The 13932-nt window shown below is 43.9% G+C and carries 13 protein-coding genes; 9 read left to right on the top strand and 4 right to left on the bottom strand.

Features of this window, described 5'->3' with window-relative positions; genetic code table 11:
• The first annotated feature begins 33 nt into the window (after positions 1–33).
• Positions 34–438: a VOC family protein gene (locus tag CEF13_RS24845; RefSeq protein ID WP_102714956.1), complete on the top strand. Its 405-nt coding sequence runs from the start codon at positions 34–36 to the stop codon at positions 436–438.
• Between the two features lie 65 nt (positions 439–503).
• Here the strand turns inward: CEF13_RS24845 and CEF13_RS24840 are convergent, their stop codons facing one another.
• Positions 504–1586, bottom strand: coding sequence for a branched-chain amino acid aminotransferase (locus CEF13_RS24840; RefSeq protein ID WP_102714954.1), 1083 nt, complete (start codon positions 1584–1586; stop codon positions 504–506).
• A 119-nt stretch (positions 1587–1705) separates the two neighbouring features.
• Between CEF13_RS24840 and CEF13_RS24835 the strand changes: the two genes are divergently transcribed.
• The 5 genes from CEF13_RS24835 (at position 1706) to CEF13_RS24815 (ending at position 6932) form a co-directional block, all read left to right on the top strand.
• Positions 1706–2602, top strand: a complete 897-nt coding sequence (locus CEF13_RS24835; protein ID WP_102714952.1) for a LysR family transcriptional regulator — start codon at positions 1706–1708, stop codon at positions 2600–2602.
• Positions 2603–2633: 31 nt separating this feature from the next.
• Positions 2634–4004 (top strand): UTP--glucose-1-phosphate uridylyltransferase, encoded by a 1371-nt coding sequence (locus tag CEF13_RS24830; RefSeq protein WP_102714950.1) that lies wholly within the window; start codon positions 2634–2636, stop codon positions 4002–4004.
• A 185-nt stretch (positions 4005–4189) separates the two neighbouring features.
• Positions 4190–4717, top strand: a complete 528-nt coding sequence (gene pyrE / locus CEF13_RS24825) for an orotate phosphoribosyltransferase (RefSeq protein WP_102714948.1) — start codon at positions 4190–4192, stop codon at positions 4715–4717.
• Between the two features lie 150 nt (positions 4718–4867).
• Positions 4868–5620 carry a methylenetetrahydrofolate reductase gene (locus CEF13_RS24820; RefSeq protein ID WP_102714946.1) on the top strand — a complete coding sequence of 251 codons (753 nt, stop codon included), beginning with the start codon at positions 4868–4870 and terminating at the stop codon, positions 5618–5620.
• 121 nt (positions 5621–5741) lie between these two features.
• Positions 5742–6932, top strand: coding sequence for a M14 family metallopeptidase (locus CEF13_RS24815; RefSeq protein ID WP_102714944.1), 1191 nt, complete (start codon positions 5742–5744; stop codon positions 6930–6932).
• Positions 6933–7023: 91 nt separating this feature from the next.
• Here the strand turns inward: CEF13_RS24815 and CEF13_RS24810 are convergent, their stop codons facing one another.
• From CEF13_RS24810 to CEF13_RS24800, 3 genes are all read right to left on the bottom strand, one after another.
• Positions 7024–8757, bottom strand: coding sequence for an ABC transporter ATP-binding protein (locus CEF13_RS24810; RefSeq protein WP_102714942.1), 1734 nt, complete (start codon positions 8755–8757; stop codon positions 7024–7026).
• Positions 8726–10531, bottom strand: coding sequence for an ABC transporter ATP-binding protein (locus tag CEF13_RS24805; protein ID WP_102714940.1), 1806 nt, complete (start codon positions 10529–10531; stop codon positions 8726–8728). The genes CEF13_RS24810 and CEF13_RS24805 overlap by 32 nt, the downstream gene beginning before the upstream one ends.
• Positions 10532–11064: 533 nt before the next feature.
• Complete coding sequence (locus CEF13_RS24800) at positions 11065–11619, bottom strand: YdcF family protein (protein WP_102714938.1); 555 nt, start codon at positions 11617–11619, stop codon at positions 11065–11067.
• 213 nt (positions 11620–11832) lie between these two features.
• On the opposite strand from CEF13_RS24800, the gene CEF13_RS24795 reads away from it, so the two are divergent.
• From CEF13_RS24795 to CEF13_RS24785, 3 genes are all read left to right on the top strand, one after another.
• On the top strand, positions 11833–12486 hold the full coding sequence (locus CEF13_RS24795; protein ID WP_102714936.1) for a hypothetical protein: 654 nt from the start codon (positions 11833–11835) through the stop codon (positions 12484–12486).
• A 97-nt stretch (positions 12487–12583) separates the two neighbouring features.
• A complete protein-coding gene (gene csaA / locus CEF13_RS24790) occupies positions 12584–12913 on the top strand; it encodes a chaperone CsaA (RefSeq protein ID WP_102714934.1) in 330 nt (109 codons plus the stop codon).
• A gap of 141 nt (positions 12914–13054) precedes the next feature.
• Entirely contained in the window at positions 13055–13801 is a 747-nt protein-coding gene (locus CEF13_RS24785) for a hypothetical protein (protein ID WP_102714932.1), read from the top strand.
• Positions 13802–13932: the final 131 nt, after the last annotated feature.

Genomic DNA, 13932 nt, shown 5'->3' with positions numbered 1-13932 from the left:
TTCATCCAATAATAAGCTGAGGAGAGATCAAATATGTCCAATAAGCTTAGCTCTCTTACCGTATTAATGGTATCTGATTTAGCTAAGGCTCAAACCTTTTATCGTGAAGTATTAGGCTTCAACGTTACCGATTGGTGGGTAGAGCGCGGCGGCTTAGAGGGAGTGGCGTTAAAGCTATTCCAAGCTGCGGAACCCTCCGACGTAAAGCCGAATCCTCGTCCGTCTGGCGGCGGCTATGCTGTAGATATTCAGGTTTATACCGATACATGGGCACAATTAGACGCGTTATGTGAAGAATTTAGAAGCAAAGGCGCTGTTATAGCGGTAGAGCCGTTCATTATTCCAGAAGGCGGCCCATGGAAGGAATTCGTAGTTAAGGATTTGGATGGCTATCATTTAGCTTTTGGCGGAATAGATGGAGAGCCGGGTGAAGCATAAAGAATGGTTTGGCGGCAATAAAAAAAGGGCTGTCGATATGAATCGATAGCCCTTTGATATTCGTATTAAGCGTAAACTTTAGTTGCTTCGACCATCCAGCCAAACGGATCAGCGATTTTGCCCATTTGAATGCCAGTCAATGTATCGTAGAGCTTTTTGGAAAGCTCGCCTGTCTGTCCGCCATTGATAACGAGAACTTGATCCTGCCAGTTCAGTTCGCCAATAGGTGAAATAACGGCAGCCGTACCTGTTCCAAAGGCTTCCTCCAGCTGACCGTTACGACCAGCCTCATACAGCTCATCAATCGTAATTTGGCGTTCCTCTACAGGAATATTCCAATGCTTTAATAAATGAATAATGGAGTTGCGAGTGATGCCGTCCAGTATGCTGCCCGTTAGTGCAGGTGTATAAACCGTTCCGTTCATTTTGAAGAACACGTTCATACTGCCAACCTCTTCAATATATTTGCGGTGAACGCCATCCAGCCATAGCACCTGGGAATAGCCTTTTGCGGAAGCTAGTTCCTGTGCTTTAAGGCCTGCTGCGTAGTTGCCGGCTGTTTTCGCTTCGCCAACGCCGCCTTTTACCGAGCGAACGTAGTGAGATTCGACAAATATTTTGACCGGATTCACACCTTCTGAATAGTAAGCGCCTACTGGCGACATGATGATGATAAATTGATATTGAGTCGATGGAGCTACTCCAAGCTGCGGCTGCGTTGCAATGACGAAAGGACGAATATACAGCGATGTGCTTGGTGCATTAGGGATCCAATCCTGATCGACTGCAATAAGCTGCTTTAAAGCATCTATGGTTGGCTCGATATCAAGCTCAGGAACACTTAAACGCTCATTAGAGCGATTCATTCTTTCGATGTTCTTCTGCGGTCTAAAAAGCAGCACGCGTCCATCATCGGTTTTATACGCTTTCAAACCTTCAAAAATCGTTTGTCCATAATGAAATACTTTAGCTGCAGGGTCTAATACGATCGGTTGATAAGGTATAATACGCGGCGAATGCCATCCCTTGCCCGCATCATAATTCATAATAAACATATGGTCTGTAAAATGATTGCCGAATCCAAGCTGATCTACAGCTGGCTGTTGTTTCTTATTTTTGGTTAACTCGATTTTCAATGATTGAGGCAAATGACCCATCTCCCTTTAGTGATCGATAATTGAATGCTAACACTTCATGCGATATATTTAAAATATCTATTTTATTGAATGGCCATACCTTTTGGGTATATCGGAATGGAGTGATCGATATGGACATGCGGCAGCTAAAGTATTTCTTAACTATAGCACAAGAAGGACAAGTTACGCGCGCTGCAAAGTTGCTAAATATTGAACAACCGCCACTGAGCAGACAGCTAAAGCTGATGGAGGAGGAGCTTGGCGTTAAGCTGTTTGAACGAAATGGCAAAGGACTTAAGCTGACCGATTCAGGGGATCTGCTTAAACAGAAAGCCGAATCCCTCCTGCTGCAATTTGATGAATCTCTAAGAGAAGTAAAAGGAATGAAGGAAGGCGTAAGCGGGATTCTGTCCATTGGCTCGGTCGTCTCTTGTATTTCTTTGCTGCCAAAGCGGATCGAGATGTTTCGGGAAAGGTATCCGCAGGTTACTTTTAAAATATCCGAGGGTGATCACTTCTATTTAGGCGAGAAACTGGAGAAGCGGGCTATTGAGCTCATTGTCGCAAGACTGCCTTTTGAAGCGCAGAAGCATCCGCAGCAATATTCTGTTTTACCGCTTCCCTCAGATCCATTCGTAGTTGTCATTCCAAGCTCATGGACGGAATATTCCCGCAGGGAATCGATAAACATGAAGGAGCTGGCTCAATTTCCATTTCTTACATTGAAGACGGACAAAACAACGCGGATGCACGAGCAGGTAGTTAATGAATGCAAGCGACATGGCTTCGTACCCAACATTATATGTGAATGCTCCAGTGTTGCGATTATTATGTCCTTAATTGCCGGCGGTATCGGTGCTACCGTATTTCCGAAATCTGTTATGTCCTCCTTTCCCAGCACCGTTGTGAAAATGCTCGATATTGAGGACGCCCACTTCGAATCGGACGTTGGAATTGTGTGGCTGAAGGATCACTATTTGCCCAAGCGTGCCCAAGCGTTTATAGATAGCTTTCGCGAGGAGATGTAAATGCGATTAGCTAATTTCACGAGGTGAAGCAATGGATAATTGTAATCTGGATTGTGAAACCAAAGCAAAGCTTCTTCATTATAAGCAGGAGCATCTGCTGTGCATAATGGAGACGCTGTCTATTAATAAGAAGAATAAATTAATGGAACAACTAAAGCATATCGATTTCGAGCAGCTCATGACTATTCTCCAGCAAAAGGATCAGCAAAAGATCCAATCGCCAAATGTCACACCCATTCATTATGAGGAATGGGATGATTATGGTGAGAAAGAACAGGATGCTTTCACCCAAAAAGGGATGGAGCTTCTGCATAATGGGGAAATTGGCGTGATCGTAGTTGCCGGCGGGCAAGGGAGCCGACTGGGCCACGACGGACCTAAAGGTACGTTTGATATTGGACTGCCTTCAGGTAAGTCACTATTCCAGCTGCAAGGGGAACGATTGCTGAATCTTTCAACCAGAGCCGGCAAATCGATCCCTTGGTATATCATGACCAGTCCGGAGAATCATAAGGATACGCTAACTTTTTTCCAAGCGTCGCATTATTTCGGATATCCTCCGGAGGACTGCTTCTTCTTTCAACAAAATACGATGCCAGCGCTTGACCATGAAGGGAAGCTGCTGCTTTCGCCAGAGGGCTTATTACAGCTTGCCCCCAGCGGTAATGGGGAATGCTTCTCATCATTGAAACGATCCGGGGCACTGGCTGATATGAAGAAAAGAGGAATAAACTGGTTATTTTATTGCAATGTAGATAACGCCCTTATCCAAATAGCAGACCCCGCCTTCATTGGAGCAGCAGCTGAGTATAATCATCCTATTGCAACGAAAGTGATCGAGAAGACGAATGTCGATGAGAAAATAGGCATCTTATGTTTAAATGATAATCGGTCGAGTGTCCTAGAGTATAACGAGATTCCAGAAGATTTACGGAATGAAAAAGACGAGAATGGAAGATTGCGGTATCATTTGGGAAACATATCGATCCATTTATTCCGAATAGACTTTATAGAGGAGCATGCGGATACGGAGATTCCGTTCCATATCGCTTCCAAGCGGATGGATTGTATGGACGCGGAAGGCAGAAGCCTGTCGCCGGATGAGCCTAATGCATATAAGCTTGAACGATTTATTTTTGATTTCTTTCCTTTGGCGGAGCAAATGACTGTATTGATGGGACTTCGCAACAATGAATTCGCGCCTGTCAAAAACAAAGAAGGTGAAGACAGTCCAGAGAGCGCGCGCAAGCTTGTATTCAAGCTGCATCGAGAGTGGTTGATGGCTGCAGGGGTTCCATTAGAGAAGCTGCCTGCAGGCGATATTGAAATATCACCTTTGCTGTCGTATGGCGGAGAAGGCTTGAATAGCCGTTCAGTCAAGGAGCTGTTAGAAAAGGATTGAACATTTATTGTGTGAAGTATATAATAAGTGGAATGATTTCACGGAAGGGATGAGAGTATGAGAAGACAGAAGAATGGGCGAATGGGACAAGCTCGTTTTTCGTTTCCTATTTTCATTTCTATCAAACACTAAAGCGCTTGTCGCTTTAGTGTTTTTTTTTATTATGACTATTGGAGGTTATAGGTATGGAAAAAGCGGCTTTGGCGCAAGCCATCTATGAAACAGCACATCTGAATGGCACGTTTACACTCCGTTCTGGACAAACGTCTAACCATTATTTTGATAAATACTTGTTTGAGTCGAATCCGCATTTGCTTGCAGAGATCGCTGAGAAGCTCCTGCCTCTGGTGCCCGAGGGGACTGAAATACTGGCCGGTCTTGAAATGGGCGGTATTCCGATTGCAACAGCGCTATCGCTGAAAACGGGCATACCTGTTGTATTTGTAAGGAAAAAAGCGAAGGAATATGGAACCTGCAAGCTGGCTGAAGGTATCGATATTGCGGGCAAAAGAGTTTGTGTTATAGAAGATGTGGTAACGACCGGCGGACAAATTCTAATAAGCACAAAGGACTTATTAGGTTACGGAGCCCAGATATCAACTGTCCTGTCTGTGATTGAAAGAGATTCAAAGGGGAGAGCTAATTTAGAAGAGGCTGGTTTAGCTTTCTTCTCTTTATTCACTATGGATGATCTGTTGCAAGCGGAAATTTAATATATAAGAAGAAGTAATAAGTAGAATCGATTATACTTATTGGTATATAGAATTAAAATTCGTTATCATGTATTATTATGCATTACACATTGAGTGGGATGAAGTCCGTATAACAGCAACAATATTATTGAAGAAGTAGGGGATTATGCAGTGAGAGTTTCGCTAGAGCTTGTTCCAAGAGATGCAGATGGGCTGAGAGCAGAGCTTCAATTAATAAAAACGCAATTCCCATCTATTAATACGATCAACATCCCGGATCTAACGAGATTTGAGCTTAGAAGCTGGGAAGCGTCAAGCTTGTCTAAGTCCTATTATAAGGATTGCATTCCTCATATTCGGTCCATGGATTTCGATGCAAGAGAACCTTTTCCTATTATAGAGCATCTGGACATGCATGGCATTTCTGAGGTACTCGTTGTTACGGGAGATGCACCTAAGAATGCAAGCCAGCAGGTTTACCCAACGAGCTGTATCGATCTGATTTCCAAAATAAAACGAGAGCATCCTCATATAAAAGTATATTCAGCGATTGATCCTTATCGGGACAGCATCCGCAATGAATATGAGTATGTACAAAGAAAGCTTGAAGCTGGAACAGATGGTTTTTTTACTCAGCCTTTCTTTGATCTCCGATTAATGGAGCTTTACTCGGAAATGCTGGAGGGCTCTGATATTTTCTGGGGAGTTTCGCCGGTCGTATCGGATAAGTCGAAAAAGTACTGGGAAACGAGAAATCATGTTGTGTTTCCGAAAGATTTCCAACCGACCTTGGATTGGAATATCGATTTCTCGAGAAGGGCGCTTGCTTATACGGAGCAAACGAATCGCAATATTTATTTTATGCCTATAAAAGTGGATTTAATGGCTTATTTCGATGGTGTTTTCAACAAACAATTCGTGTAAAGGACTCATTCGCTCGAATCTTCGCCGTATTCTCACCATACAATAAAGAAAATGGGCTTTCGCCCATGTTTACGAGGCGTGTTTGTACGGCTTCGCAAACCTTTAGGAGGATACGGCATACATGAAAATTACGGTGCGTCGTGGCGATACATTATGGGCTCACAGTCAGCTATACCAGATTCCACTTCCATTGCTGATTGATTCGAATCCCAATATGAATCCGCAAGCCTTAATTGTTGGTGAAAGTGTTGAAATACCGGGCTACACAGTAAGGAGTCACCGAGTGGCACAAGGAGATACGCTTTGGAACATTGCTGAAGCAACCGGTGTTGTCCTCGAAGCATTAATGCAGCTAAATCCTATGGTGCAGCCAGCAGCGCTGCGGGTAGGCCAACTGATTCGAATACCAAGCCGCGTAACGCAATTGGTTGTACAAACCGTACGTCCTTATGATTATTGGGATATGCTGGAGGACTTAAATCGGCTGTCCGAAATCTATCCTTTTATCCGCCGCCAAACTATCGGTTCCTCTGTTATGGGGAAAACACTTCCCGAGATCCGTATTGGTCGAGGTGCAAAGGTGGTACACGTTAATGCAACCTTTCATGCGAATGAGTGGATAACGACGCCGGTTGTTATACGTTTTCTTAATGAATATGTACGGGCATTGACGAACAACGACAGCTTGAGAGGCCTAGCCATGAATTCCATCTATCAATCAACGACGTTATCGCTCGTTCCGATGGTAGATCCCGATGGGGTCGATTTAGTCATTAATGGGCTGCCTAGCCAAGAGCCCTATCGAAGCGATGTGCTTGCTATTAACGGCGGTAGTGAAGATTTCAGCGGGTGGAAAGCGAATATTCGCGGCGTTGATTTAAATAATCAGTTTCCCGCATTATGGGAGCTTGAAGCAGAGAGAGGGCCGCGCGTCCCAGCCCCTCGGGATTATGCAGGGACAGGACCGCTCACCGAGCCTGAATCCCAGGCGATGGCCGCATTAACAAGAAACAATAATTTCAGCCGAGTATTAGCATTTCATACGCAGGGGAAAGTTATCTATTGGGGCTTCCAAGGGCTTGAACCACCAGAATCGGAAATACTCGCTAACGAGTTCGCAAGGGTCAGCGGCTATGAGCCTATTCGATATACAGACAGCTATGCCGGTTATAAGGACTGGTTCATTCAGGATTGGCGCAGACCAGGATTTACAATAGAGTTGGGCCAAGGCACTAACCCGCTGCCATTAACGCAGTTTGAAAAAATTTATCAAGAAAGCTTAGGAATCCTGCTTGTGGCTTTGTATCGATAATCCCCTAATCATATAGAACCGCTTTTAGAGGCTATTCCGATCTTGACTCATATCGGAGCAGCCTTTTTTTTTGATCCAAAAACGAGTTATGCTAGCGCTGCTCTGACCAAAGCTCAGCATATAAACCAGGATGTGATACTAATTCCTCATGTGTGCCTTGTGCGGTAATTTGCCCGTTATCCATTACGAGGATATGATCTGAGCGCAAAGCTACATCCAAGCGATGCGTAATAAAAATGAGCGTCGTCCCCTTCAATTGTTGGATGATGCGATCGAGCAGCCTGCGCTCTGTTCTTTGATCAAGTGAGGAGGTTGCTTCATCCAGAATGAGTATGGCGGGCCTTCGAAGAAGTGCGCGCGCAATGCTGATTCGCTGCCGTTCTCCGCCTGATATTTGCCACGCACGCTCTCCAACAGATGTGTACAAGCCCTTGGGCAGAGCCGTAATCCACTCCTCCAGCTCTGCCAGACGAATAGCTTCCCAAATCTTCTCTAAGTCATGCTCCTTGCTGCCATATAAAATATTATCCAGTATTGTACCGCTTCTCAGCATAATATCCTGTGTGATTGCTAATACGCTGCTTCTATACCAGGAAGCATCGATTTGATTGAGAGGAATGCTGTTCAGGCCTATATATCCTGAATCCGGATCACGCAGGCCAAGAAGCAATTCGGCAAGTGTTGATTTGCCTGATCCGCGATGGCCAACAATGGACAGAATAGAACCTTGAGCGATACGAAGGGTTACATCACGGAGTACTAACCGATCCTCATAATGAAAGGAGACTTGATTAACTTCAAGCGTTAAAGCTTCTTCTGGAATGAATCCGCTGCGCTTCGGCTCTATGGGGAAGCAAATATCCGTGATACGATTCACCGCCGGCACGGCTCTAATCACATCCAGCACCATTTCGATAAAGGATACGCCAAAGGGGCGAAGCCAATTATATACGGCAATGAAGGCGACTAGTGAACCGATCGTCATTTGCTCCCCCAGTACAAACCATCCCCCTGCCGCATACATCAATACAAGTACGGCGGCGTTTAGAAGGGAGGATACCATTCGAATAAGATGAGTAGTCCTCATACTTTTACGTGTATGCTCCCATTCCTGATTCAGACAGTCCTTTACATGGCCGAGTGCAATTTTTTCTTGGCCTGTGGCTTTAATAAATGAAGCACTCGTAACCAGCTCTCGCACCGTGTCGGACACCTGTGAGTTTTGTTTCGCCGTTTCGGCTGCCTGACGCTTTACTTTTGGGCCAAGAATAGACATGAGAACAGCTTGTAACGCCCATAGGAGAAGTACGATTGCTCCTAGAGCTGGTTTAAGAACAAGCAATATTACCGAGCCGCTAATAATGGTTACGATATGAAAAATCATAAAGCCAAGATGCCCATTCACCATGTCGGTTATTAATCGGGTGTCATCTAATACCCGCGTCAGCAAATCACCGATTCGTCGATTGCGGAGCCAGTCCATCGATTGATGCTGAATGCCATTGTACATATCGGCTCGTCCGCTGGCAGACAGGCGAATAAGAAATCTGCCCCAAACATTTTCGAGTATTATCATCATGCTTCCTGTAATAGGAGCAGCTACCATACCTATCGTAACGATAAGAAGGAGATTCCAGTTTTGCTGGGGGAGCACACTCTCAAGCACGTACTTCGATAGGAAGGGAGGAATCATAAACAGAAGGCTGCCTAGTATATTTTTCATAATGATGAGGTAAAGATTCCCTCGCCGCGGTGCGAGATTTGCTCTTACATAATTCATAATAACTTTCCGATTATTTAAAGCCGGTGATAAGTTCTCGTTCATGAATTGCCCCTCCTTCCCTCATCATGCTCTCTGCGCCCCGCGTGGCCTCATCCATCTCCTGCTGCCATAGATTAGCGTATAGGCCAGGGACAGCGAGCAGCTCATCATGAGTTCCCTGCTGGACAATTTCGCCGTGATTCATGACGAGAATACGGTCAGCCAGAGCTGCTCCTCGCAGCCGATGAGTGACATTTATCCGAGTTATACCGCTAGCGTACGTATGCAGCGCTTGATAAACATTTGTCTCGCTCTTCTGATCAAGCGAAGAGGTTGCCTCATCCAGCAGGAGAATGTCTGGCTGCTTCAGCATCGTACGAACGAAACCAATCAATTGTCGCTGGCCGCCGGAGAGAGAGTCGCCATTCTGGCCTATGACAGAGTCATAACCGTCAGGAAGCTGTGTGAGTATATCTTCAGCGCCAAAAGCCCTCATCCACGCATCCAATGCAATTCGATCGGCTCTAGCTAAGTAGGTTAAGTTACGATAAAGCGTATCTCTGAACCAAACCCCTTCCTGCATCATATAGCCGATTCGGGCTCGGAGGAAGGAAGCGTCAAGCTCATGCAAGGGAGTGCCCCCTATTTCAATCGTTCCAGACGTCGGTTCCTGAAGTCGCAGAATAAGCTTAAGCAGCGTGCTTTTACCGGCTCCGCTAGGCCCGACAATGGCTACATGCTCCCCAGGAGATATTGTAAAGCTAAGGTTATGAAGGAGATCGGTGCCGCGATCTCCCGCAACATGAACCTTTTTGAACGAGATGGATTGCTCACGGCAGCTATCCAGTTGTTTCAAGCCAGCTTGCCTGCCGGGCTCGTTCGGAAGCTGCAAATATTCCATTATGCCATGAATGCGAACCTTTATATCTGCAAGACTTACATACAGCTCAAAAAAGGATCGAACAGGTGCGTTAAGTGCAGGTATATAGGCGATAATCGTAACTAATTGTCCGATTGAAGCTTCGCCTATAATCATTTGCCATCCGGCAAATAGAAAAATAAGTGCGGGCGCTAACGAATCAGGTATGCGTGGAAAAGTTCGGTACATGCTTTCTACGAGGCCCTCTTGATACTTCAGATCGGACCATTTTTGCTGCTCAGCACGAAAGCTTTCGGATTCTTGCTGTTCTGTTCCGTATATTTTTGTCTGCTTTACCGTATCCAGTTTTTCAAGGAGACTTTGACGAAGATGAGCATCATGGGCGACAAGCTGTTTGCGGGCAATTCCTCTTTTCTGCCCATAAATATGTACGGGGATAAATAAAACGATATAGGCTGCAATAAGAATGGCTGCAAGCTGCCAGTTCCATCGAAAGATAATGACCAAGGCAACGACGGCAAGCAGAAGCTCTTGAATAAATCCAGGAAGCGCGGACAAACCAAATTGCTGAATGACTCTCGTGTCCTGCGTACATCGCTGGAGAAGCTCTCCCCGCGGTGTTTTTGAGAAAAAGGCGGACGAGGTGCGAAGTACCGAGGCAAGTGTTTCTTCTGTCAGCGAGTAGGAGAGACGCAGCATGGCTTTGGCAGAAATATAGGCTCGATACGAGAAACAAAGCTCCGTTAACAGCAAGGCCCCAAGCAGAAGGAGGGAGAGAAGAAGGATGCCCTCACCGCCGTGGAGCGAGATGCCGTCTATTAACCTGCCGATGAGAAGAGGAGCTGCGGCTCCGCTCATTACGGCTGCGATTGTTAACAAGGATATAACCAGAAATGCCGCTTTAGAGCGGCTTAATTGTGTTGCAAAAAAAACGATCCATTCCGGTATTTTGAACAAGCTGGCGACCACCCTTAAAAGAAGTTAATAGTACAATTATCGTAGCAGTCGCTATTAAATAGGGTCAAATGGTAAAAACGTGTGTTCGTATTTTTCGTTTGTTAGATTCGATGGGGGCAGCGAGTCTTTTCAGAAAATGAATGCTTTAGTTTGCTCGCTTTTGCTCGTTATTTCTCAGCTTATGAAATATTTCTTTTTATGAAAAATAGATTATATTTCTGACACAGCAGGTAGCCGTCTCGGCGACAAAATAGATGCATTTCCTCCAGTTAATTCGAGCAAATTCTTCTATATGGTATTAAAATTTGAGATTTACATGCATAAAATCCAGTTAAGTTGGTCCTAGAGCGGTGTTTGGGCTCTTTTTACTGTAGTATTTCCTGTTAATATTGTATAGGTAGTCATAATTATAGGTACTCATCCGAGGGGATGACACTTAATTGGACAATAAAAAGACGAGCAAATTTGATATGAATTTGCTCGTCTTTTTTTATGTTCAATTGTCAGCTGCGATTATGATAGTTCGAATCCATTCATTTAACCCAATTGGGAATGTGATGCTTGAAATACTTTCCTACTTTCTCTAGTTCAGTCATTACATGCTTTATTTTATCTTCTTCAAGAAACCAATTCTCTTTGGATGTACCCGTTTTATCAATAACGGGGCAAATAAAGAAGGTTGTTTCCGTAGGGAAATCGATTTGATAGGTTAACAATGCTCTTCGAGCATGATAGTTTTTGCAAACCAAGATTACCTTTTTAGGGTAGATGCCTGCATTTTTTAATGCTTTCAATGAGAGGCTTGAGTTTTGAAAAGTATTTGCAGCTGTATCTTCTTTAAGTATTGCATCGTTCGGAATCCCTAATTGTACACCTACATTCCGTAAAAATTCCCATTCTGTTGTTTCTACATGAAGAGTTGAGCCACCTGACGGCAGAATAACGGGTGCCATTCCTTGATGATATAAATTCGCTGCTTTCTCCATTAATTGGGGATGACTGCCGCCAGGAATTAATATAACATCTGCTGGCTCCATTTCTGTTTCAAAAAACATAAAATCGGTAATGCAATCAAATGGAAAAGACAATGAATCTCAACCTCCTTATGAAAGGTTTTTTTCTATTATACTCCTAATATTATCCGATAGTATGATTTATTAGCCTCCTATCCCTCCTAGAACGAGAGACATGCATACAACCGACAGCTGCAGAGGGAAATAAATTTTCTGTTCATTTTAATGGAATTCTCATCTTGCCCCATTACAATAAGGGCACTTCCCTTATGAAAGGTGTATCAGCCTATGAAAACAAAAAAGAATGTTTGGATTCCGGCTATCATAGCTGCAGCGGTAGCTGGGCTGTTCTTGGTTTTTTATTTCTACATTTCGATGTCTCACGCAAATGGAGACGTTAGCTTGAGCGCCCCAGAAGGCGGTACTGGGGGAATGCATCGTCCCGGGGGAGAAAGACCTGGGGGTGCAAACGAAGTTTTTAAAACCTTGGGTACGATATCTGTGTTCCTCGCAGCGGTAAGCTTCTCCTGGATATGGTTCAAGAAGAAGCTTAAATCGCCGTCGTGGCTGGTGCGTCAAGCTGGAAAGCTGCTGCACGCTGTGCACAAGCTGTTGGGCTGGGCGACTTTGATTGTTATTGCGGCTCACGGCATATATTTTCTAATTTTCAAATCAGGTGACCCTAATATTTACAGTGGTCTCGCGGGATTCGTCATTCTGCTGATGATTGTCGGTTACGGTTTCTTCATTAATAAGATTCGTAACAAGTGGATGCGAACGGTACATCGTTCACTAGGACTGCTTTGGGTGCCTACACTGCTGCTGCATGCAGGCGGATCTGCCGTTGCAGCGGTCATCGCTAGCTTAGCGGTATGGGTTCTTATCGAGATACTCGAAAGAAAAGTGGGAAAAGCTGCGGAATCAATACCGGGCGACCGGTGATAAAAGGAAACATTTGTGCTGGCAGCTTGGAGTGTTTGCATCAAAATGTTGTATAATTCAACTAGAGCAATATTCACCTAATATATGGAGGACTATTATGGCGTCAATTGATCAGTTTCATGCATTAGATATCCGTATAGGTACGGTTCTCAAGGCAGAGCTGTTTCCTGAAGCAAGAAATCCTGCTTTAAAGCTGGAGATAGATTTTGGGCAATTAGGTATTTTATCCTCTTCAGCACAAATAACGAAGAGGTACTCGCCTGAAACGATAATTGGCAAACAGATTGTAGCAGTTGTCAATTTTCCGCCTAGACGAATTGCAGGTTTTAAATCCGAAGTGCTGGTCATTGGGGCAGTGCCGCAAGATGGAGATGTAGTGCTTTTGCGGCCGGACGAATTTGTTGAAAATGGTACACCTATTGCGTAATCTTGCAACACGGCAGGCATTACAAGAGCATAATCGCAAAAGAATAGAACGATAGGACATAGCTCTTATCGTTCTATTTTCATGTCATCAGTCGCTAACATCTCCTTATAACAACTTTATTTTTTTGAAAAGGAGTAAAAAATGAAAAATAAAATATTAATGTTCGTCCTCTTATTTGGAGTGGCCTCTCTACTTCTAATCGTAATAAACGATCAACAAATGCCTAATAAAACATCAACATCAAATGCATTTGAGACCCCATTATCCGGCCATGAAATTGAAAAATTGATAATTAATGAAGATGATGACACGAGCTTCAGCCTACTCATCAAAGACATACCTCTATATAGATCCTATCTCGATGCACAAACAGATCGTACGGCCGAAATTGAACGAACTCAATACACAGTACTCGCTAGTTCTAAACAAACAAAATATGTCTTATTACAATACAGCTGTGGAAATAAGCAGTGCTCTACTATTTTAGTGAAGATAAGTAACTCGAATATATCTAGTATTGCTCTTGCAAATGGCATCTTTCAGGACTTTAAAGTCTCGTTAGACAAAGGAAGGGTCTTATTAAGATATGGATATAATGAAGGCTCTCAGGTCGTTAGGCATATTCTCATTGCTGTTGATTTAGAACAATTAAAGGTAATTCCTTATCAATCAGATCAAATGGCTAAATTGTATATGCTTACCCCAACCTGGCCTCTTCACGAATATCATTGGATCGACAATAATCAATTTATCATTAAAACACCGGACTTAATATCATCAGAATTCGAGTCAATTAAGAAATGGTTTTCTTCTTCTGAACAAAAGACTACGGATGTGAGCATTTCACTAAGTAAAAATAATTTGTTAGATTCTTACCCAAATACATAGTTAGTAATCTGGCCACCATTGAGATATGTAACCTCTTTGGGATTCAAACGTCTAGTTTTGAGGATATCGAAAACAGTACGATAGTTACAGAAATGGAATAACGCTATAGCACAATGGCTCCGGACTTGAAA

It is taken from the genome of Paenibacillus castaneae (assembly GCF_002884445.1).
Taxonomy (GTDB): domain Bacteria; phylum Bacillota; class Bacilli; order Paenibacillales; family Paenibacillaceae; genus Pristimantibacillus; species Pristimantibacillus castaneae.
Note: the sequence above shows the minus strand (reverse complement) of the source record. Positions and strands in the feature narration are given on the sequence as shown.